Raw genomic sequence first — 19,080 nt, forward strand, 5'->3', positions numbered from 1 at the left:
GTTCGATGCCGCTGACGCGGCGCGATCCGGCGAGTCTAGCACTGGTATACCAACGCGTCCGACGCCGGTGCGGCCCGCATCGCGGCCGATTTCCGGCCGGACTGGAGGCTCGACTCGCGTTCTCCGACACCTGTCGCGGTGGGAGAATGGCCGGGACATGACGACTCCGACGCACTCCGCCCGCACGGTCAACCTCGAGGGCGCGACGCGCGCCGCGATCGCGGGCGCCGCTCCCCTCGCACTGCTCATCGCCCTCGGGATGCCGGGGTACGCGGCCTTCGCGATGTTCGCGGGGTTCACCGCGATCTTCGGCGCCACGGAGCCGTACCGGCAGCGCGCCGTGACCACGGGAGTCGCCGGGGGACTGCAGGCCCTGTGCATGTTCGCAGGGATCGCCGTCTCGATCGTCGGTGCGCCCCTCTGGTTGCAGGCGGTCGGGCTGGTCGTCGTGCTCGTCGTCGCGGTCTGCACGCTGAGCACGCTCCGGTCGATCCCGGCGCAGCCGATCTTCCCGACGTTCGCGTTCTTGGTGTCCTCGCTCGTGCCGCTGAGGCCGTCGGACCTGCCGCTCGTCGCGACGATCATCGTGTGCTCCGTCGCGTGGGCGTGGCTCGTCGCGATGTCCGGGTTCGTCATCCGGCGCGTGTGGCACCCGCGCGCGCCGCACCGCTTCCGACCGCTCGCCCCGATGAAGGAACGGGGCTTCGGGATCCTCCGCACCCCCGCGCTTTGGGAGACCGTCGCGCTCAACGTCGTCGGGGCCCTGGTCGCCGGTGCGATCGCGGAGACCATCCCGGGGCTCGGGCACCCGTACTGGGCGGTGATCGCCGTCGTGTCGACGCTCCCGGCCATCCGGCAACGGCACACCGTCCTCCGGGCGTTCCAGCGCTTCATCGGCACGATCGGGGGCACGGTGATCGCGGTCGGGATCCTGCTCCTCGAACCCGGAGCGTGGTGGATCGTGCTCATCGCGGTCGTCGGACAGTTCTTCGCGGAGATCTTCGTCGCGCGGAACTACGCGGTCTGCCTGCTGTTCCTCACGCCGCTCGCGCTCGCGGTGTCCTGGTTGAGCCTCCCCGAGGCGCCGGAGCTCCTCGCCCTGGACCGCGTCGCACAGACGACGCTCGGAGCACTGGTGAGCGTCGCACTGCTGTTCGTCGGGCGCGCGATCGAACGGCGCCGCGGTCGAGCCCTCGGCGCGACGACCTCGATCCGCACGGTCTGACCGGGCGGACGCGTCGGCGGCTGTCGGCGGGGCCCGGCAGGATCGACACATGGACGACTACCGACTCGTCGCCGGGCCGCCGCCGCTCGACGACTACCTCCGCCTCCGCCGCGACTCCGGCCTGACCCCGGTCCGGGCCGACCAGGGCGCCGGCGCGATCAGCGGGAGCTGGTCAGCCTGCCACGTGGTCGACGCCGCGGGAACGCCGGTCGCGATGGGTCGCGTGCTGGGCGACGGCGGCTGGTACTTCCACATCGCGGACGTCGCCACCGATCCCGCGCACCAGCGGCGTGGCCTCGGTCGGCGCGTGCTCGAGTGGCTCATCGCGGACATCCGGTCGCGGGCACCTGAGGGCGCCTACGTGTCGCTCATCGGGGACCCGCCCGGGCAGCGGCTGTACCGCTCGCTCGGGCTCGACGACGTCGCGCCGAGCCTCGGGATGGCCGCCGTCCTGCGGTAGTCGGGACGGCCGTCAGTCGGTCTGGGCGTCAGGCGGGCTGGACGTCAGTCCGGCTGGACGTTCCAGGAGTCGATGACCGGACGCCCGTGCTCGTACCCCAGCGTGCTGACGGACGCGGTCCCGAGCTTCAGCACGGCACCGTCCTGCGGCGCGAGCCGGATCCACGCGGCGCCGATCGCACGGAGCACGTGCCCGTGGGCGATGAAGACGGCGTCCTGCCCCTCGGCGAGCACCGGGCGGGCACGGTCAAGCACCCGTTCGGCCCGGACACGGACCTCGGCGGCGTTCTCACCCGGTGTGTCCCCCGCGGGCACGCCGTCGGTCCAGAGGTCCCACGGCCCGTGCCGGAGCACCTTGATCTGCGGTGTCGTGAGGCCCTCGTACGCGCCGTAGTCCCACTCGTACAGGTCCTCGTCGACCTCGGGGTCCACGCCGATGAGCGCGGCGGTGTCGCGGGCACGTTGCAGCGGGCTCGACAGCGCGAGCGCGAAGTCGCGGTCCGCGAGGTACCGGCCGGCACGCTTCGCCTGCTCGACCCCGTTCTCGGTGAGCGGGATGTCGGTGCGGCCGGTGTGCTGCCCGCTCTTCGACCACTCCGTCTCTCCGTGACGGACGAGGACGAGTTCGCCGGGGCGTTCCGAGGTCATGTGTTCCTTCCGAGCAAGAGGCCGAGCGCGGCTGCGCCGACCGAGACGACGAGCATGCCGAGGCCGTTCAGGACGGCGAGCCGGGTCTTGCCGGATCGGAGGAGCTGCACGGTCTCGACACTCGCCGTCGAGAACGTCGTGTACCCACCCATCATGCCCGTGCCGAGGATGGCGACCGCCGGGAGCGCCAGCGTCCCGGCCTGCCCGAGGCCCGTCAGGAGCCCGAGGACCAGCGACCCGGAGACGTTGATGACGACGGTGCCGAGCGGGAAGCCGCTGACCCTGGCCTTCACGAGCCCGTCGAGTAGGAAGCGGAGCGCCGCCCCGACTCCCCCGCCGACGGCGACGAGCAGCACTTCGAGCGCGCTCATCGGGTGGCCGCCCGTGGCCGCAACAGCGTCGACACCCAGAGCCCGGCGACGACGGCGAGCAGTCCGAGCACGACCGTGAGCAGCGCGTACCCGCTCCCAGCACCCCACCGTCCGTCCCCGAGCAGCTGCGCGGTGTCGTCGGCGAGCGTGCTGTACGTCGTGAACCCGCCGAGCACCCCTGTGCCGACGAAGAGCCGCAGGAGCCGACGCCGACCGACGTCCGGCCCGCGGTGCGCCAACGCCTCGAGCAGCAGCCCGAGGCAGAACGCCCCGACGACGTTGATCGCGAGGATCGTCCAGCTGATCCCGTCAACGGCGGGGACGAGGTCGGCCAGCACGGCGCGGATCGCGGTCCCGATCGCCCCGCCGAGCGCCACGACGCCGAGGTACCCCCAGCGCAGGTGTGGCGGACGACCGGGTCTGGTGTCGGACTCCTCGACCTCGACGCCCGGGTCGATCGGGATGTTCCCGGAGTCGGTGAGGTGCCGTCGGGGTTCGTCGTCCACGGAGGTGCTCCTATCGCCGAGCACGCCGGAGGTCGTCCGCGCGTGCGGTGTTCTCGGGATAGGGACCGTTGGTGACCGATCGGTCACGGTTGGGTCCGGCAGGCCCCACTGCCGGGTCAGACGACTCCCCCACCTTACCGGGACTCCGCAACACGCCGTCTGCCACGGTCCGCACGGCGATCGAGTGCGCCGAAACGGCGACCTGGGCCCGAGATCGGTCGCCACTTCTGCGCACTCGATCCCCCGGGAGTCCGCGACCCCGACCCTGCTTGCGGGACGAACCTGGACCACCGCCAGCCGGACGTCCTACGCTCGGGCACAGACGGCACCCGGCCGCACGACGGAGAGGGACGCACATGAGCATCAACGACGACGACATCACCACGGATCCCCAGAGCGCGGGCGAAGGCCCCGCTGACGGCGGCGCCAACCCGAACGGACACGACGGCGGTGCCGACGGCTCCGCAGACGCCGGCGAAGGCCCGGCCGACGGCGGCGCCAACCCGAACGGACACGACGGCGGTGCCGACGGCTCCGCAGACGCCGGCGAAGGCCCGGCCGACGGCGGCGCCAACCCGAACGGACACGACGGCGGCGCGGACGGCTCCGCGTGAGCCGAGGACCGGACACGACGGAGACGGCGCGCGCCCTCGAGCGGTGCATCGCCGTCCCCGTCGCCCGGTTCGCCGACGAGTACTGGGGTCGCCGCGCGCTCTTGAGCAGCGCCGCTGACCTCGGCTCGACGTTCGACGACCTGTTCTCCACCGAGGCCGCCGACGAGCTGCTCTCGGTCCGAGGACTCCGGACGCCGTTCATCCGGATGGCGAAGGACGGCACCGTGCTCCCGCAGAGCGCCTTCACCGCACCCGGTGGCTACGGCGCCGAGGTCGGCGACCAGGTCAGCTCCGAGAAGGTCCTCGCCGAGTTCGCTGCCGGCTCGACGATCGTCCTGCAGGGCCTCCACCGCACGTGGCCGCCGATCCAGGAGTTCACGCGACGGCTCGTCGCGGAGCTCGGGCACCCCGCGCAGGTCAACGCCTACATCACGCCGGCATCGTCGCGCGGCTTCGACCCGCACTACGACGTGCACGACGTCTTCGTCCTGCAGATCGCCGGGGCGAAGCGCTGGGTGATCCACGAGCCCGTGCACGAGCTCCCGTTCGCCGACGAACCGTGGAGCGACCGACGCGGCGAGGTCGCCGCGCGGGCAGCAGGAGCACCCGCGATCGACACCGTGCTCCGTCCAGGTGATGCGCTCTACCTCCCTCGCGGTTGGCTGCACTCCGCGACCGCACTCGGCGGCACGACCATCCACCTGACGATCGGCATCCCCGCCGTCACCCGGGCCGACCTCGCGCGGGACCTCATCACCCGTGCGCTCCGATCGGACCGACTCCGCGCATCGCTGCCCCTCGGTGTCGACCTCGGCGACCCGGACCAGATCGCGACGGACGTCCGCGCCGCTGCCGAGGACCTCATCGGGTTCCTCGAGTCGGCGTCGGTCGGCTCGGCCGTCGACGAGGTCGCGCACACCGTCGGGTCGCGGTTCCGTCGCTCCACCCGTCCGGAGCCGGTCCGCCCGTTGCAGACGGTCGACCTCCTCGGCACGCTCTCGGGCGGCGATCGGGTGCGGTGGCGCGAGGGACTCCACGCCGACGTCCGCGACGAGGGCGAGCGCGTGGCCGTCGTCCTGCCGACGACGACGATCCGCCTGCCGGCATCGTGTGGTCATGCCGTGCGCACGCTGCACGCCGGAGGGACGCACACCGTCGGGTCCCTGCCGGGCCTCGACGAGGACGACGCCGTCGTCGTGGTCCGTCGGCTCCTCCGGGAAGGCGTGCTGGTACCGGCGTCGTGACCGAGTGGCGACGCACGGGTCCGGCCGATCCCCGACTCCCCCGCTCGGCCGGTGGGCCGGCGTGCAGCGACCGCTCCCGGTCCCGCGACGAGGACCTCACCGCCACCGCGTCCCCCGGTCGCCGCTGGTTGCTCGTCGAGGTCGCGGGTGCGTGGGGCTGGAACGTCTGGGCCGACTCCCCCGCACTCCCGCCCGAGACCGGCATCGCCCTCGCGCGCCGGGTGCAGCGTGCCGGGATGCGCATCCTCGCGATCCGCCGCCCCGGCCGGTCCCGTGGTGCCGGCCGGTGGCGCTGGGCAGTCGTCGACACCGGGCTCGCGACCGTGCGGTGGGGTGAGGCCGACGGCCCGGACGAGCTGCTGTCGCTCCCGCTCGACGGCAGCACCGGAACGCCATCCGACCGGCCCGTCTTCGCCGTGTGCGCCCACGGCCGGCACGACGAGTGCTGCGCCGTGCGCGGACGGTCGGTCGCAGCCAAGCTGGCGGAGGCGTTCCCCGAGGAGACCTGGGAGTGCTCGCACCTCGGTGGTGACCGGTTCGCGGCGACGACGATGCTGTTCCCGTACGGGCTGAACCACGGACGCGTCGACGAACTCGATCCCGTCGCGATCGCCGAGGCGTCGACGCGTGGGATCGTCGTCCCGGACGGCTTCCGCGGACGGTCGCTGTACTCCCACGTCGAACAGGCTGCCGTCGCCGCAGCCGCGGCACGCTCCGGAGACCACCGCATCGATGCCTTCCGGCCGCGCGGTGTGCGCGCTCCGGAGACGCTCGACCACCCGGCCGGATGGTCGGTCGAGCTCGACTCGGACGCCGGAGCCGTCGTGGTCACACTCGATCGTGTGCACTCGGTCCCGACGTTCTCGACGTGTCGGGCGACGGTCGCCGTGGAGATCCCGCGCTTCGTCGTCCGCGACGTGGCCACCGCGGGGTGACCGGCATGCGACACCAGGCCGGGAACGACGAAGGTCCCCGTCCGTGTGGACGAGGACCTTCGGTTGGTGACCCCAGCGGGATTCGAACCCGCGTTACCGCCGTGAGAGGGCAGCGTACTAGGCCGCTATACGATGGGGCCGCGGCACACGTTGTCGGACTCGGGCTAAGCCACCTGTGGTGACCCCAGCGGGATTCGAACCCGCGTTACCGCCGTGAGAGGGCAGCGTACTAGGCCGCTATACGATGGGGCCGTTCCGACAACTCGACAAGTATGGCACAAGCGGTCCGACCTGCCAAAACGAGGCGTGTCGCCCGGGTGTGCCGTCATGCCGCAGCGTGCATGCACGTGCCGAGCCGAGCCTCCAGTCCGGTCCCCGCTCAGATCGTGAGCGACTCGCCCGGCTGCAACAGGACGAGTGAACCGGCGGGCTCGACCATCTCGCGGAGCCGGCCGGTGTGCATGCCGTAGCCGATGTCGGACAGGGTCGCCTCGTGCACGGGGTAGGCGCGACGGGGTGCGATCGCGGCGACGTAGTCCATCATCTCGGCGACCTTGAGCCACGGGGCGCCGACGGGTGCGGCTAGGATCTCGACCGGTACGCCGGGGACGGTGTAGCTGTCGCCGGGGTAGAACAGCCGCCCGTTCACCATGACGCCGGTGTTGTCGATCACCGGGACGGACGAGTGGATGACGTTGTGCCGGGTGCCGTGGAAGGTCAGCGCGAACGGCCCGACCGACCGCGAGGACCCGTCCGTGACGACGTCCACCTCGAAGTCCGGCAGCGCGGCTGCGACTCCGCCCGGACCGAAGACCACCGCGCCGGGGTTCCGGGACAGGATGCCGGACAGCTGCGCCGGGGTGACGTGGTCGGGGTGCTCGTGGGTGAGCACGACCGCGACGACATCCGTGACGTCCACGTCGCGCGTGAAGTTCCCCGGGTCGATCACCAGCCGCGCCCCGTCGACGTCGACGATCTGGCAGGCGTGCTCGAGCTTCGTGACCTCCATGCTGCCGAGCGTACGCGGGGTGCTGATGTGGTTCCGTTCGCCGCCGCACAACCGAAAGCAGTCCGCGCCGCGCGTTCGCGTGGTGCGGACTGCTTTCCGTTGTGCGAAGGCCCGCGGCGGCGGGCAGCGCCCGCCCAGGACCGCGGCGGCGGGCAGCGCCCGCCCGTCAGGACCGCGGCGGCGCCGTCGACGACCGCACCACGAGCGACGCCGGCGACGGCGGCACCGGACGGACCGCGGCGCCGTCGACCTCGGCGAGCACCGCGCGGGCGGCGAGACGCCCCTGCGCCTCGGGGTCCTGCGTGATCGTCGTCAACCCGACAGCTGCGCCGTACTCGTGCCCGTCGATGCCGATCACCGACAGGTCGTCGGGCACGGACAACCCGACCCGCGATGCCGCCGTCATCACGCCGAGCGCCATCTCGTCCGAGGCGCAGAACACCGCGGTCGGTCGATCGGCACCCGGCGCGAGCAACGACAGGCCGGCGTCCACCCCGCCGGCGAACGAGAACCGTCCGTCCGCGATCCACGACGACGGCACCGAGAGTCCGGCGCCGTGCATCGCGTCGACGAACCCGTCCCGCCGCCGGTACGGCACCGCGACGTTCATGCCCGCCTCGTCCTGCCCACCGACGTACGCGATCCGCCGGTGCCCGAGCCCGACGAGGTGCTCCGTCGCCATGCCGGCGACCTCGACGTCGTCGATCCCGACGTTCCGGAGCCCGGGAGCCGGGCCGCCGATGACGATGGTGGGCAACGAGCTCACCTGCAGCTCGCTCCGCTCGGTCTCGTCGAGCACGAGCGACAGCAGCACGAGGGCGTCGACGCGCTGCCGCAGCATCGACCGTCGGAAGGCCCGGTCACGGTCTCCCCCGGGGCCGCCGAGGTTGTAGAGCACGAGGTCGTACCCCGCCCGCCGCAGTTCGGCATCGACCCCGCTGAGCGCCTTGACGTAGAACCAGCGGTCGAACACCGGCACGACGACGCCGACGGCACGCTGCCGCCCGGTGGCGAGCCCGGCCGCCGCCGAGCTCGGGACGTACCCGAGCTCGTCGGCGACCCGGCGCACATGGTCGATCGTGGTGTCGGCCACGGTCGGGAGTCCGCGCAGGGCGCGGGACACGGTGGCCTTGGACAGCCCGGTGACGGTCGCGATCTCCTGGATCCCCATCGGACACAGCCGGGAGGCCGGTCAGCCGTCCGCGCCGTGCGTCGCGTCCCCCGCGTCACGGGTCACGGGCCCGGCGCCGGTCCGCGCGACGGCTCGCGTGCGATGCGGTCGCGGCGCTCGCTCGTCGAACCCGACGTGCACGTGGTCGCGGAACACGGTCTCGACGGGCGCGCGGCCACCGGGGACGTGCACCCCGACCGGGTGCTCGTCGCGGCGGAGGACGCGGTCGGCGGCCAGGGCCTCGGCGGCCTCCGACCGACGGACCACCCGGACCCGCCAGCGGTCGAGCGCGACGAGCACGAGCACGCACGCCAACAGGGTGAGCGCCCAGCCGAGCGCCGGTCGGCCGGTGAACTCGCAGAACACGGTGACGGCGAGGAACGCGACGCCGAAGAAGCCGACGAAGCCCATGGCCTCCTCGATCGGTGCCGACGGTCGACGCGGTGCGCGGTACTCCATGGCGATCAGCCCTTCACACCGCCGGCGGTGAGGCCGGCCACGATGCGCCGCTGGAAGACGAGCACGAGGATCACGAGCGGGATCGTGACGATCGTCCCCGCTGCCATCACCGCCGTGTACGGCTCCTGGTGCGGCTGGGTCCCGGCGAACGACGCGATGGCGACGGTGACCGGCTGGGTGGCGTCCGACGAGAGCTGGGACGAGATGAGGTACTCGTTCCAGGACGAGATGAACGCCAGGATCGCGGTGGTGAACACGGCGGGTGCGGCGAGCGGCAGGATGATCCGCCGGAACGCCTGCACGCGGGTGCACCCGTCGATGCGCGCCGCTTCCTCGAGGTCCCACGGCATCTCACGGAAGAACGACGCAAGCGTGTAGACGGTCAGCGGCAGCACGAACGAGATGCTCGGCAGGATGAGCGCCTGGTACGTCCCCATCCACCCGATGTCCGTGAAGAGCTGGAACAGCGGGGAGATCAGCGCGACGCCCGGGAACATCGACGCCGCGAGGATCGCGCCGGCGATGAGGGACTTGCCCTTGAACTCGAGCCGGGCCAGCGCGTAGGCCGCCGAGGTCCCGACGAGCAGCGCGATGATCGTCACGACGCCGCCGATCAGCAGGCTGTTCAGCAGCGCCCGGCCGAGGTGGTTGCCGAGCTCGGTGGAGAACGCCGTCGCGTAGTTGTCGAGCGTCACGTGCGTCGGCCACGGAGTGGCGTCGAACGTGAACCCGACGTCGCGGAAGCTCGTCACCACCATCCAGTAGAACGGCAGGAGGCACCACACCGCGATGATGATCGCCTGGATCGCGGTGCGGACCCGGGGCCGGTGTGGCGCTGGACGCGGACGTCGGCGCGGTCGATCGACCGCTCGCGCGAACGCGTCGACGACCGGGGACGGTCTGCTGCGAGGGTCACTTGAGTTCACCCTTCTGCTGGGCTGCCTGCGTCTGCACGACGTTCGCGCCGAGGAACCGCACGAACAGGAACGCGACGATGAAGATGATGAGGAAGGTGATCGTCGACAGCGCTGAGGCGGAGTTGAACCCCTGCCTGATCTGGTCGACGACGAGGATCGACAGGGTCGTCGTGGCGTTGCCGGAACCACCGCCGCCGCCGGTGAGGATCGCCGGGAGGTCGTACATGCGCAGCGCGTCGAGCACGCGGAACAGGATCGCGACCATCAGCGCCGGCTTCAGGAGCGGGAGCGTGATGAGCATGAAGCGCTGTACGGTCGAGGCGCCGTCCATCTTGCCGGCCTCGTAGACCTCCTCCGGGATGAGCTGCAGGCCCGCGAGGATGAGCAGCGCCATGAACGGCGTCGTCTTCCACGTGTCCGCGATGATGACCGCGAACCGCGACGCCCACTCGCCGCTGGTCCAGAGGATCTGGTGGCCGATGACGTGGTTGAGCACGCCGTTCGCGTCGAAGATGAAGTACCAGAGCTTCGCGGTGACGGCGGTCGGGATCGCCCACGGCACCAGGATCGCGGCGCGGACGAGCGCGCGGCCCTTGAAGTTGCGGTTCATGATGATCGCCATCCAGACGCCGATGAGCGTCTCGGCGAGCACGGTGACGACCGTGAAGAAGAACGTGTTGCCGAACGACACCCAGAACTGGGCGCCGAGGCTGCCAGGGGGGCACGTGACGTTGCCGCACTGCTGGCCGAGCCAGTGCACGTAGTTCGTGACGCCCGCGAAGCCGCCCTCGACGAACAGGCCCGTCGCCTTGTCGAGTCCGGCGTCGAGCTGGAACGACTGGATGATCGCGCTGACGACGGGGTAGCCGATGACGACGGCGAGGAGCACGATCGTCGGGCCGATCAGGTACACGGCCCATCGGCCGTGTTCGGCGTTCAGTCCGCCGCGCCGCCGCTTGGGCGGCTCCAGACCCTGGGGGTTCGGGATGGCGGCTGGGATCTCGGTTGCTGCTGACACTGACGGCCTCCTTGCCGGTGTCGGGACGCAAGTAGGGGCGGACTGGAGGCAGGGGTACGGGTGACCCGTGCCTCCAGTCCGATGCGGCGCGAGCCGCTAGTTGCTGGTGGTCGCCGCCTTGAGGGCGGCTTCCATGTCCTTCATCGCCTCGTCGACGCTCTTCGAGCCCTTGAGTGCCGCGTAGGAGTTGTCCTGGATCGCCTTCGTCACGGCCGGGTAGTACGGCGTCACGGGACGGGGCTCCGCGCTCTGGATCGACTTCAGCAGGGTGGGCAGGTACGGCAGCTTCGCCGTCAGCTCGGAGTCCGTGTAGAGGTCACCGAGCACCGGAGCGAGCGAGCCCTGGGTCGCGAAGAACTTCTGCGTGTCGCTCGACATCAGGAACTCGAGGAAGTCGTGCGCCGTCGCCTTGTGCTTCGAGTACGCGCTGATCGCGGCGTTGTGACCGCCGAGCGTCGATGCACCGACGCCGTCGGCACCCGGGATCGGGGCGATGCCGAAGGTGTCCTTGACCTTCGACGAGCCGTCGGTCTTGGCGAGGCTGTAGACGTACGGCCAGTTGCGGAGGAACAGCAGCTTGCCGTCCTCGAACGCCGTGCGGCCCTGTTCCTCCTGGTAGGTGATCGCCTCGGCCGGGATGTTCCCGTCCTTGAACGCGTCGACCAGGTTCTGCAGACCAGCCTTGGCCTTCGTCGTGTCGACGTCCGGCGTGCCGCTCTTGGAGAGGATCGACCCGCCGGCGCCGTTCACGGCCTCCGAGGCGTTGACGGTGAGGCCCTCGTACTTCGCGAACTGGCCGGCGTAGCAGCCGATGCCGTTGTCCTTGGCGATCTGGCAGTCGTCCATCATCTCCGACCACGTGGTCGGCGGGGTCTTGACGAGGTCCTTGCGGTAGTAGAGCAGCGCGCCGTCGGACGTCTGCGGTGCCGCGTAGAGCGTGTCGTTGTACGTCGCCGTCTTCACGGTGGCGGGCAGCAGCTTGGACGTGTCGACCTTCATCGATCCCGTGAGCGGCGTCAGCCAGCCCTTCGCGGCGAACTCCGCGGTCCACACGACGTCCACGTCGACCACGTCGTAGCCGTCGTCCTTCGCCTGGAAGTGCTGCACGAGGTCGTCGTGCTGCTGGTCGGCCTGGTCGGACTGCTCCTTGAACGTGACCTTCTCGTCCGGGTGCGCCTTGTTCCACTTGGCGATCAGGGGCCGGACCACGTTCGAGTTGTCCTTGCCCTGAACGTACGTGATCGGGCCGCGGCTGTCCTGCCCGCTCTTGGCGTCGTCCGAGGCCGAGCTCCCGCTCGAGCAGCCGGCCAGGGCGAGGCCGATCACGGCGACCCCGGCCACGGATGCGAGTCGCACCTTCGCGCGTGTGTTCTTCACAGCGTTGTCTCCTCATCGAGATCACCAGGAGTCGTCGTCTCGGGTACCGGACGACGACCACCTGGAGCAGGCGACGCTGCCTGCTGGGAGTGGAAGCTACGCCCGGGATCAGCGTTTTGCAACCGGTTGCATCGAAGCCGTGACCTGAGCGTGACCTCTGGAGTTGCCCAGACTTTCTGGGTGAGCGCTCACCCGCGGTTCCGACGATGTCGCGCCGGGCTGCGGAACCCCGCATGATCCCCGCCAGTGCTGGTGCCCGCCGTTGAGGGACACTGCCGGACCGACGTAGCGTCCGGGTCATGACCCAGCTCTCCCCCGTCACCGTGCCCGGCCCGCGTCGGGTCGTCAGCGTCGACCTCGATGCTCCGCTGCCACGGCTCGTCGCCGACCAGACCGGCTCCTCCGCGCTGGTGGTCGGCTACCGCGGCGGGTTCCCCGTGACGACCCTCGACGTGCTCCTCACCGAGGACCCCGCCGACGCCGCGCGGGCCCTCGCCCCGCTCGTCGCGGACGAGCACAGCGTCGGCGGTGCGGCGACCCCGGTTCCGGACGCTGACCTGCCGATGATCTCGATCGTGGTGTCGACGATCGTCACCCGGGTGGAGGACATCGGCAAGCTGCTCGACTTCCTGGAGGACCTGGACTACCCCGACTACGAGGTGGTCCTCGTCGACAACCGCGTGAAGGTGCCCGAGATCGACGCGCTCCCCGGACTGCTCGAGGGCCGCGACGTCCGACTCGTCACGGAACGCCGCCCCGGCTGCTCGATCGGCCGGAACAGCGGGGTGGCGGCCGCGCGCGGCGAGATCATCGCGTTCACCGACGACGACGTCCGCGTGGACCCGCAGTGGCTCCGGTCGATCGGCACGCGCTTCGTCCGCGAGCCGGAGGTCGCCGCCGTGACGGGGATGATCCTGCCCGTCGAGCTCGAGACGCCCGCGCAGATCTGGTACGAGGCGTACTACGGCGGCTTCAGCGGCGAGCGCACCTTCGACCCGGTGACGATCGTCCCGGACGACGTCCCCGGCGTCATGCGGCACGCGCAGGCCTCTGCCGTGAGCCCGGACGGCACCGTCCGCAAGCACTTCGCCGTGTACGGCATCGGCGGGTACGGCGCCGGGGCGAACTGGGCGGTCCGTCGTTCCGCGTTCGACGCCGTCGGCGGCTTCGACCCCGTGCTCGGCGCCGGCGTCCCCGCGCGTGGCGGCGAGGACCTCGCGATCTTCATCGACATCCTCTGGGGCGGCGGCCGCATCGGCTTCGAACCCCGCGCGGTCGTGCACCACCGGCACCGCCAGACCCTCGAGGGACTGCACGGGCAGCTGCACTCGAACGGCGTCGGGTTCACCGCGCTGATGTGCGAGCTCATCGCGAAGGACCGCCGGCACGCGCTGGTCCTGGCGCGGCTGATGCCCCGCGCGGGCAAGATCAAGCTCTCGCAGCTCGTGTCGCGGCTCGCGGGGAAGCGCGATGCGGCCGCCGAGACCATCACCGAGGCGTCGACCACCCGCATCCCCCGGTCCCTGGCGTACCACGAGTTCCGCGGCTTCCCGCTGGGCCCGGCGGCGTACTTCAAGAGCCGTCGGTTCTGGCGCGAGGTCGAGGAGGGGCGCTTCCGCCCCTAGCGCGCCGCGGCGCCCGCGCCGGCCGCCCGCCGCCCGCTCCGTGGGCGATGGAGCGCGGCCCGCGGGCGCGCGCCTACGCGCGGGAGCGCAGACGTCCGCGCACGTAGCGCCACGGACCGCCGAGCGCCGCCACGAGCTCGACGCGCTTGAGCCCGGCGGTCGCCGCGCGGAACTCCTCGTCGACGGGCCACCCGCCGACGGCGTCGACGGCCGCGGACACCTCTCCGGCGCCCTGGCCGAGCGCGCCGAGCTGCCGCAGGGCACCGAACGCTCGTCGGAAGACCGCGAACGCCGTCCGCGGGCGCAGCATGAGCTTCGCGACCCACGCGCCGAGCCCGGTCCCGTACCCGAGGGCCTGAGAGCGCAGCGCCGCGCGGTCGGGGCGGTGCCGGTGCCACACGATCGCGGAGGGCTCCACGGCGAGCGCCCCGCCGGAGAGCAGCACCCGGGTGAACAGGTCGGGGTCCTCCCCCGCGCGGGACGGTGTCCCCGGGCCGAGCGCGACGTCGAACCCGCCGAGGGCGAGCGCTGCCGAGCGACGGAGGGACATGTTCGCGCCGGTACCGAACGCCCCGACCGAGAACGGGAAGAGCGGCAGGTCGGCCGGCGGTGCCGCGGTGCGGAACACCCGGCGGTCGGTGTTCCGCGCCCAGGTCACCCGCTCGTCGAAGTAGCGCTGCGTCGGGGTCCGGAGTTCACCGCTCGGCACGAGGCCGGTGACGCAGACGACGTCCGCGTCGCGGGCGTAGGCGTCGGCGAGCGCAGCGAGCCAGCCCCGGTCGACGACCACGTCGTCGTCGACGAAGGCGACCACGGCCCCTGACGCGAGGGCGAGACCGGCGTTCCGTGCGCGCGAGACGCCGGGTCGGGCCTCCAGGACGTAGTGGAGGCGAGCGTCCGCGAACGAGGCGACCACGTCGCGGGTCGCCGTGGTGGTCGGCGCGTTGTCGACGACGAACACCTCGAAGTCGGGGTGGTCGGACGCCAGGACGGACCGGACGCACCGACGGACGTCGTCCGGTCGGTCGCGGGTCCCGATGACGACCGAGATCCGGCCGTCGGTCGGTCCGAGCGGAACGGACGGGAGGCTCGTGGTGCGCAGGGCGCGGAGGGCCGGTCCCAGCTCGGCCGGGTCCACGTCGCCGGTCGCGTCGACCGCGACGTCGACGAACCCGGCGACCTCCCGTCCGTCACGGACGAGGAGTCGGGCGCGGCGGAAGCCGTCGGCGCCGGCGAGTTCGACGGCGGACGCGGCGAGCGCCTGCTGCCGGTCGACGGCGCCGACCCAGGCCGCGCCGGTCCATGCGGGCGCGTCCGGCGACGGCATCGCGGGCGTGAGGGTGAGCACGCTGGTCGTGGTCGCCTGGTGGTCGCTCATGTCCCCGATGCTCCGGGCACCCTCGCGCGCGGTCAACGGCGTGCCCGCCGGGATGCGGCGACGGTCGTCCCTCTTGCGGTTTGCCGCCACGTCAGCGGTCCGGTCCCCGTAGGATCGCTCGAGACGACCCGACGGCAGCACGTCGGGCACGAGGAGGACGAATGCCGCTGGGCCCCGCGACCGAGCTCGGTGTCGTCGTCTCGTCGGAGCAGCGCGTGGTCGTCGTCGACGCCGCGACCTGCGTCTGCGGGCACGTCCAGGACGCCCACGAGCACTACCGTCCCGGCACCGACTGCGCGCTCTGCGACTGCCCGGAGTTCCGCCGGAAACGCTGATCACGACGGGGCGGTGCGGGAAACCGCCGCTTCCCCGCAGAGGGCCTCCGGTCGCCTTGTCCGGCCCGGAACGGCGCGGTTAGCGTCGCGTCCATGGCCATCCCCAGCACGGTGCCCGCGTGCATCGTCCTCGCTCACGAGGACCCAGCGCACGTCCGCCGCCTCGTCGAGGCGCTGGACCCGTTCCCGGTGTTCCTGCACTGCGACGCGCGGACGCCGGAACCGGTCTTCCGCGCGATGACGGACGGGCTGCCGGAACGGGTCGTGGTCCTCCCCAGGATCCGCACCGGCTGGGCGAAGTGGGAGAACGTCGAAGCGGAGGTGTCCGGGTACCGGGCGGCGCTCGCCACGACGGACGCCTCGCACGTCGCGGTGCTCACGGGCAGCGACTACCCCCTCGCGGACGCGGCCGAGATCACCGGACTCCTCGCAGCGCACCGGGAGCAGTCGTTCCTCGCCGTGCACCCGCTGCCGTTCCCGGCGTGGGGGCGCGACGGTGGTGTGGCCAGGCTCCGGTACCGGCACTGGGCGTGGCGGAAGACGATGCTGCGGCTCCCGGTGCCCCGGCGGATGCCACGGGACGTCGTCCTCGCCGGCGGCTCGCAGCTCAAGGTCCTGGCTCGCCACCACGCGGCAGCGGTCGTCGACGTCGTCGACCGGCGTCCTGACCTCGTCCGCTTCTGGCGACGGAGCTGGATCGCCGACGAGACCTTCGTGCCGTCGATCCTGAGCTCGCCCGCGCTGACCCCGGGGTTCGCCGACGAGCACGTGCCGCACTCGCTGTGGTGGATCGGGTGGGACGGCACGGCGATGAAGAGCCCGCCGTGGTTGACGATCGTCGATGCCGGGCGGCTGCTCGAGCGTCGGACGGGCTCGGACGTGGACCTGCCGCACGTGTTCGCGCGGAAGTTCTCGACCGAGCGGAGCACCGACCTGCTCGAGGTCGTGGACGAGGCGTTCGGGTTGCGACGTCGGGCGTCCCCTGCGGCGCCGGTCGTCTCACCGCCGACGCCGGAGGTGGTCGCACCGTGACCGTGCCCCCGCAGACCCGGCGCGAGGCGCGCGAGGCCCGTGAGGCCTCCGCGGCCGCGTCCGCAGCGTCGTCGTCGGCGTCGTCCGACGCCGCGCTCGGCGCGGTCGACACGGGGAGCGTCGCCGTCCGGAAGGGTGCGAACGCGCTCTTCGGCCGTGGGCTGCTCTACGTCGTCGTCTGGTCGATGCAGCTCGTCGTCTCGTCGCTCATCTCCCCCGTCCTGGCGCACCTCATGCCGCCGGCGGAGTTCGGTGTGCTCGCCTCCGCGATCGCGCTCTACCAGGCGCTCGTCGTGCTGGCAGTGGCCGGGATCGACCAGGCGTCGGTGCTCCAGCGGGCCGAGGACGGCGACGACCGGCGTGCACGAGGACTCCTCGCCGTCGGCATGGTCACCGCGAGCATCGTCACCGTGGTCGCACTCACCACGATCCCGGTCTGGGCCGACGCCGCCGGGTTCATCGGCAACCACCCGCTGCTCCTCGTCGCGGTGCTCTGGACCGGGCCGGCCGCGATCGTGCAGATCTCGCTGGCGCTCCTCGTGGCGCAGGACCGCATCAAGGTGTTCGCGGTGACGAGTCTCCTGTCGTCGATCGGCGGCTCGATCATCGGCCTCGGGCTGCTCACGCTCGTGCACGCCGACGCGACGACGTACGCCTGGGGCGGGGTCGTCGCGCAGGGCGTCGCGATGGTCATCGGGATCGCGGCGACGCGGCCGCGCCTGGCCGGGCTGTTCGACGGCGCGACGAACGCCCGCGCGTTCAAGCTGGGCATCCCGATCGCGCTCGGCAACCTGTCGTACTTCGTGCTGAACGCCGGCGACCGTGTCGTCGTCCAGCGGCTGCTCGGCCCTGAGGAGGTCGCGCGCTACCAGATCGCCTACGTCGTCGGCTCCGCGGTGATCCTGCTCCTGTCGTTCACGAACCAGGCATGGGCACCGCACTTCGCCGCACTCCGCGACGCCGTCGCCCGCCGGCAGCTCGCCATGCACTCCCGCGACGAGCTGTACCGGATGCTCGCGCCCGTGCTGCTGGCCGTCACGCTGGTCTCCCCCGTGGCGCTGCCGATCCTCGCACCGGCGTCGTACCGCGTCGAGGAACTCACCGTCGTGGTGTTCGTGGTCGCGATCACGGCGTTCCCGGTGGTCGCGAGCGGAGCCACCGGTCGTCTGTTGCTCGTGGAGCGGCGCGGCGTGGCGGTCGGCGTGATCGCCGCGATCGCGGGCGCCGTGAACATCGGTGCGAACCTCGCACTGGTCCCGCTGTTCGGCATCGCCGGGGCAGCGATCGCGACGGTGGTGGCCTACGTGGTCCTCGCCGCGATGCAGCTGTTCGTGCTGCCCGACCGACGCGAGTGGCGTGGGCCGGGTCTCCGGATCGTGCTCCCCGTGCTCGCAGCCCTGACGGTCGCGGCGGCATCGCTGTTCGTGCCGCAGGACGTCTTTTGGAACTGGTTCCGCATCATCGGTGTCCTCGGGTGTCTCCCGTGGTTCCTCCGTCGGCTGCGGGCAGCACGAGGAGGTGCGTCATGACCCGACGGAAGCACACGCAGGACGGCTCGAGGCGACTCCGCATCGGCGTCGTCACGACGGGACTCGCGATCACCGGGGGGCTGGAACGCTGCGTCCTCGAGGACACGGCCGAGCTCCTCGCCGCCGGCCACGAGGTCGAGATCTGGCACCGCAACGCCCACTCGCCACGATCCGAGGACGGACGCGCGCCGTTCGAGGCCATGGGTGTGCCGCTGCACGACGCGGTCGACTACCGCTTCGGCATCAGGACGGCCGTCCGCGACGCCTGGCGGTTCGCTCGCCAGGGTCTGCGGCTCCGTCGTGCGAACCTCGACGTCCTGTGGTTGAACCGGCCGGAGTACCTGCCGTTCGGGCGGGTTGCGTCGCTGGTGTCCGGTGTACCCCTCGCGGTCCACCTGCACCACGCGCCGAACTACAACCGCATCGGGCCCATGGCGGGTGGCCGGACCGAGTTCCTCGCCGTGTCGAAGGCGATGGCGACGGCATGGGGCGCTGCCGGCGCGCCTGCCGACCGGATCACGATCGTGCCGAACGGCATCGACACCGACGACTTCCCCGCAGCGACACCGGCAGACGTGCACCGTGCCCGTGCGGTGCTCGGCATCGACGACGCCACACCGACGGTCCTGTACTACGGCCGGCTCACCCGTGCGAAGGGCGTGCTCGCGCTGCTCGAGGCGTGGGCACGCGTGCTCGAGACCGCTGCGGCACGGCAGCCGGAGACGGTCCCCGCGTCCGCGTCGTCCGGGCGACGCCTGCCGCGCCTCGTGCTCGCCGGCGCCCTCTACCCGGACGAGGCCGACGCCGTGAACCGCGCCGTCGCCGAGCTCCCCGAGGACTCCGTGCTCGTCGTGCCGGAGCGGGACGACGTGGTCCCGCTCCTGCACGCCGCTGACCTCGTCGTCGCGCCGTCCATCGAGCCGGAGGGCTTCGGTCGGGTCGTCGTCGAGGCGATGTCCACCGGGCGGCCCGTCGTGGCCGCGGCGTCCGGTGGCACCGGGGAGATCCTCTCCGACGGGTGGGAGCGCTTCACCGTCGACCCGTCGGACACCGAGGTGCTGGCGAAGCGGGTCCTCGACGTCCTCGACGAGGCGGTCCACGACCCCTCCCTCGGGGAACGGTGCCGCACGTGGGTGCTCGACCGCTACGGGCGGGCCCCGCACGTGACCGCCCTGCTCGACGCACTGCAGGCACGCGCGCGGCGCTGAGGCCCTGACCGACGGGGACC

At 72.0% G+C, this 19,080-nt stretch carries 20 protein-coding genes and 2 tRNA genes; 10 read left to right on the forward strand and 12 right to left on the reverse strand.

What is annotated here, in order from left to right:
• Positions 1 to 157: 157 nt before the first annotated feature.
• Complete coding sequence (locus QK288_RS13965) at positions 158 to 1,225, forward strand: FUSC family protein (protein ID WP_281264894.1); 1,068 nt, start codon at positions 158 to 160, stop codon at positions 1,223 to 1,225.
• A 49-nt stretch (positions 1,226 to 1,274) separates the two neighbouring features.
• Complete coding sequence (locus QK288_RS13970) at positions 1,275 to 1,685, forward strand: GNAT family N-acetyltransferase (RefSeq protein ID WP_281264895.1); 411 nt, start codon at positions 1,275 to 1,277, stop codon at positions 1,683 to 1,685.
• Positions 1,686 to 1,729: 44 nt separating this feature from the next.
• Here the strand turns inward: QK288_RS13970 and QK288_RS13975 are convergent, their stop codons facing one another.
• Genes QK288_RS13975 through QK288_RS13985 form a run of 3 tightly spaced genes read right to left on the reverse strand, consistent with a single transcriptional unit; the run spans position 1,730 to position 3,209 of the window.
• Positions 1,730 to 2,332, reverse strand: coding sequence for a histidine phosphatase family protein (locus tag QK288_RS13975; protein ID WP_281264896.1), 603 nt, complete (start codon positions 2,330 to 2,332; stop codon positions 1,730 to 1,732).
• On the reverse strand, positions 2,329 to 2,703 hold the full coding sequence (crcB, locus tag QK288_RS13980) for a fluoride efflux transporter CrcB (RefSeq protein WP_281264897.1): 375 nt from the start codon (positions 2,701 to 2,703) through the stop codon (positions 2,329 to 2,331). Before crcB ends, QK288_RS13975 begins: the two co-directional genes overlap by 4 nt.
• Positions 2,700 to 3,209: a CrcB family protein gene (locus tag QK288_RS13985; protein WP_281264898.1), complete on the reverse strand. Its 510-nt coding sequence runs from the start codon at positions 3,207 to 3,209 to the stop codon at positions 2,700 to 2,702. The genes crcB and QK288_RS13985 overlap by 4 nt, the downstream gene beginning before the upstream one ends.
• A 356-nt stretch (positions 3,210 to 3,565) precedes the next feature.
• Between QK288_RS13985 and QK288_RS13990 the strand changes: the two genes are divergently transcribed.
• The 3 genes from QK288_RS13990 to QK288_RS14000 are packed head-to-tail and all read left to right on the forward strand — an operon-like array spanning position 3,566 to position 6,002.
• Positions 3,566 to 3,823: a BatC protein gene (locus tag QK288_RS13990; RefSeq protein WP_243561894.1), complete on the forward strand. Its 258-nt coding sequence runs from the start codon at positions 3,566 to 3,568 to the stop codon at positions 3,821 to 3,823.
• Complete coding sequence (locus QK288_RS13995) at positions 3,820 to 5,067, forward strand: cupin domain-containing protein (RefSeq protein WP_281264899.1); 1,248 nt, start codon at positions 3,820 to 3,822, stop codon at positions 5,065 to 5,067. The genes QK288_RS13990 and QK288_RS13995 overlap by 4 nt, the downstream gene beginning before the upstream one ends.
• Positions 5,064 to 6,002 (forward strand): sucrase ferredoxin, encoded by a 939-nt coding sequence (locus QK288_RS14000; RefSeq protein ID WP_281264900.1) that lies wholly within the window; start codon positions 5,064 to 5,066, stop codon positions 6,000 to 6,002. Before QK288_RS13995 ends, QK288_RS14000 begins: the two co-directional genes overlap by 4 nt.
• 64 nt (positions 6,003 to 6,066) lie before the next feature.
• Here QK288_RS14000 and QK288_RS14005 read toward each other — a convergent pair.
• From QK288_RS14005 to QK288_RS14040, 8 genes are all read right to left on the reverse strand, one after another.
• Positions 6,067 to 6,142, reverse strand: a tRNA-Glu gene (locus QK288_RS14005).
• A 36-nt stretch (positions 6,143 to 6,178) separates the two neighbouring features.
• Positions 6,179 to 6,254, reverse strand: a tRNA-Glu gene (locus QK288_RS14010).
• 127 nt (positions 6,255 to 6,381) lie between these two features.
• The gene (locus QK288_RS14015) at positions 6,382 to 7,011 is read right to left on the reverse strand and encodes an MBL fold metallo-hydrolase (protein WP_281264901.1); all 630 of its coding nucleotides are present in this window, start codon (positions 7,009 to 7,011) and stop codon (positions 6,382 to 6,384) included.
• 166 nt (positions 7,012 to 7,177) lie between these two features.
• On the reverse strand, positions 7,178 to 8,182 hold the full coding sequence (locus QK288_RS14020; protein ID WP_281264902.1) for a LacI family DNA-binding transcriptional regulator: 1,005 nt from the start codon (positions 8,180 to 8,182) through the stop codon (positions 7,178 to 7,180).
• Positions 8,183 to 8,203: 21 nt separating this feature from the next.
• A complete protein-coding gene (locus QK288_RS14025; protein WP_281264903.1) occupies positions 8,204 to 8,641 on the reverse strand; it encodes a hypothetical protein in 438 nt (145 codons plus the stop codon).
• A 5-nt stretch (positions 8,642 to 8,646) separates the two neighbouring features.
• The gene (locus QK288_RS14030; RefSeq protein WP_281264904.1) at positions 8,647 to 9,567 is read right to left on the reverse strand and encodes a carbohydrate ABC transporter permease; all 921 of its coding nucleotides are present in this window, start codon (positions 9,565 to 9,567) and stop codon (positions 8,647 to 8,649) included.
• The gene (locus QK288_RS14035; RefSeq protein ID WP_281267599.1) at positions 9,554 to 10,528 is read right to left on the reverse strand and encodes a sugar ABC transporter permease; all 975 of its coding nucleotides are present in this window, start codon (positions 10,526 to 10,528) and stop codon (positions 9,554 to 9,556) included. Before QK288_RS14035 ends, QK288_RS14030 begins: the two co-directional genes overlap by 14 nt.
• Positions 10,529 to 10,672: 144 nt before the next feature.
• The gene (locus tag QK288_RS14040; protein ID WP_281267600.1) at positions 10,673 to 11,887 is read right to left on the reverse strand and encodes an ABC transporter substrate-binding protein; all 1,215 of its coding nucleotides are present in this window, start codon (positions 11,885 to 11,887) and stop codon (positions 10,673 to 10,675) included.
• Between the two features lie 365 nt (positions 11,888 to 12,252).
• On the opposite strand from QK288_RS14040, the gene QK288_RS14045 reads away from it, so the two are divergent.
• On the forward strand, positions 12,253 to 13,578 hold the full coding sequence (locus QK288_RS14045; protein WP_281264905.1) for a glycosyltransferase: 1,326 nt from the start codon (positions 12,253 to 12,255) through the stop codon (positions 13,576 to 13,578).
• Positions 13,579 to 13,651: 73 nt separating this feature from the next.
• On the opposite strand, the gene QK288_RS14050 is transcribed toward QK288_RS14045, so the two are convergent.
• Positions 13,652 to 14,956: a glycosyltransferase gene (locus QK288_RS14050; RefSeq protein WP_281264906.1), complete on the reverse strand. Its 1,305-nt coding sequence runs from the start codon at positions 14,954 to 14,956 to the stop codon at positions 13,652 to 13,654.
• Between the two features lie 161 nt (positions 14,957 to 15,117).
• Here QK288_RS14050 and QK288_RS14055 point away from each other — a divergent pair, with 161 nt between their 5' ends.
• The 4 genes from QK288_RS14055 to QK288_RS14070 all read left to right on the forward strand — a co-directional run bounded on the left by QK288_RS14055 (position 15,118) and on the right by QK288_RS14070 (position 19,060).
• A complete protein-coding gene (locus tag QK288_RS14055) occupies positions 15,118 to 15,291 on the forward strand; it encodes a hypothetical protein (protein ID WP_281264907.1) in 174 nt (57 codons plus the stop codon).
• A gap of 93 nt (positions 15,292 to 15,384) precedes the next feature.
• Positions 15,385 to 16,323 (forward strand): beta-1,6-N-acetylglucosaminyltransferase, encoded by a 939-nt coding sequence (locus QK288_RS14060; RefSeq protein WP_281264908.1) that lies wholly within the window; start codon positions 15,385 to 15,387, stop codon positions 16,321 to 16,323.
• Positions 16,320 to 17,852, forward strand: coding sequence for an oligosaccharide flippase family protein (locus tag QK288_RS14065; RefSeq protein WP_281264909.1), 1,533 nt, complete (start codon positions 16,320 to 16,322; stop codon positions 17,850 to 17,852). Before QK288_RS14060 ends, QK288_RS14065 begins: the two co-directional genes overlap by 4 nt.
• Positions 17,849 to 19,060: a glycosyltransferase family 4 protein gene (locus QK288_RS14070; RefSeq protein ID WP_281264910.1), complete on the forward strand. Its 1,212-nt coding sequence runs from the start codon at positions 17,849 to 17,851 to the stop codon at positions 19,058 to 19,060. Before QK288_RS14065 ends, QK288_RS14070 begins: the two co-directional genes overlap by 4 nt.
• The last annotated feature ends 20 nt before the right edge of the window (positions 19,061 to 19,080 follow it).

The sequence above is a fragment of the Curtobacterium sp. 9128 genome (genome assembly GCF_900086645.1).
In the GTDB taxonomy this organism is placed as follows: Bacteria; Actinomycetota; Actinomycetes; order Actinomycetales; family Microbacteriaceae; genus Curtobacterium.

Excerpts from the sequence above, each read along its gene's own strand:
- QK288_RS13990 (WP_243561894.1), top strand. The coding sequence starts at position 3,566 with ATGAGCATCAACGACGACGACATCACCACGGATCCCCAGAGCGCGGGC.
- QK288_RS14025 (WP_281264903.1), bottom strand. The coding sequence starts at position 8,641 with ATGGAGTACCGCGCACCGCGTCGACCGTCGGCACCGATCGAGGAGGCC.
- QK288_RS14060 (WP_281264908.1), top strand. The coding sequence starts at position 15,385 with ATGGCCATCCCCAGCACGGTGCCCGCGTGCATCGTCCTCGCTCACGAG.
- QK288_RS14015 (WP_281264901.1), bottom strand. The coding sequence starts at position 7,011 with ATGGAGGTCACGAAGCTCGAGCACGCCTGCCAGATCGTCGACGTCGAC.
- QK288_RS14055 (WP_281264907.1), top strand. The coding sequence starts at position 15,118 with ATGCCGCTGGGCCCCGCGACCGAGCTCGGTGTCGTCGTCTCGTCGGAG.
- QK288_RS13970 (WP_281264895.1), top strand. The coding sequence starts at position 1,275 with ATGGACGACTACCGACTCGTCGCCGGGCCGCCGCCGCTCGACGACTAC.
- QK288_RS14050 (WP_281264906.1), bottom strand. The coding sequence starts at position 14,956 with ATGAGCGACCACCAGGCGACCACGACCAGCGTGCTCACCCTCACGCCC.
- QK288_RS14045 (WP_281264905.1), top strand. The coding sequence starts at position 12,253 with ATGACCCAGCTCTCCCCCGTCACCGTGCCCGGCCCGCGTCGGGTCGTC.
- QK288_RS14070 (WP_281264910.1), top strand. The coding sequence starts at position 17,849 with ATGACCCGACGGAAGCACACGCAGGACGGCTCGAGGCGACTCCGCATC.
- QK288_RS13975 (WP_281264896.1), bottom strand. The coding sequence starts at position 2,332 with ATGACCTCGGAACGCCCCGGCGAACTCGTCCTCGTCCGTCACGGAGAG.
- QK288_RS14020 (WP_281264902.1), bottom strand. The coding sequence starts at position 8,182 with ATGGGGATCCAGGAGATCGCGACCGTCACCGGGCTGTCCAAGGCCACC.
- crcB (WP_281264897.1), bottom strand. The coding sequence starts at position 2,703 with ATGAGCGCGCTCGAAGTGCTGCTCGTCGCCGTCGGCGGGGGAGTCGGG.
- QK288_RS13965 (WP_281264894.1), top strand. The coding sequence starts at position 158 with ATGACGACTCCGACGCACTCCGCCCGCACGGTCAACCTCGAGGGCGCG.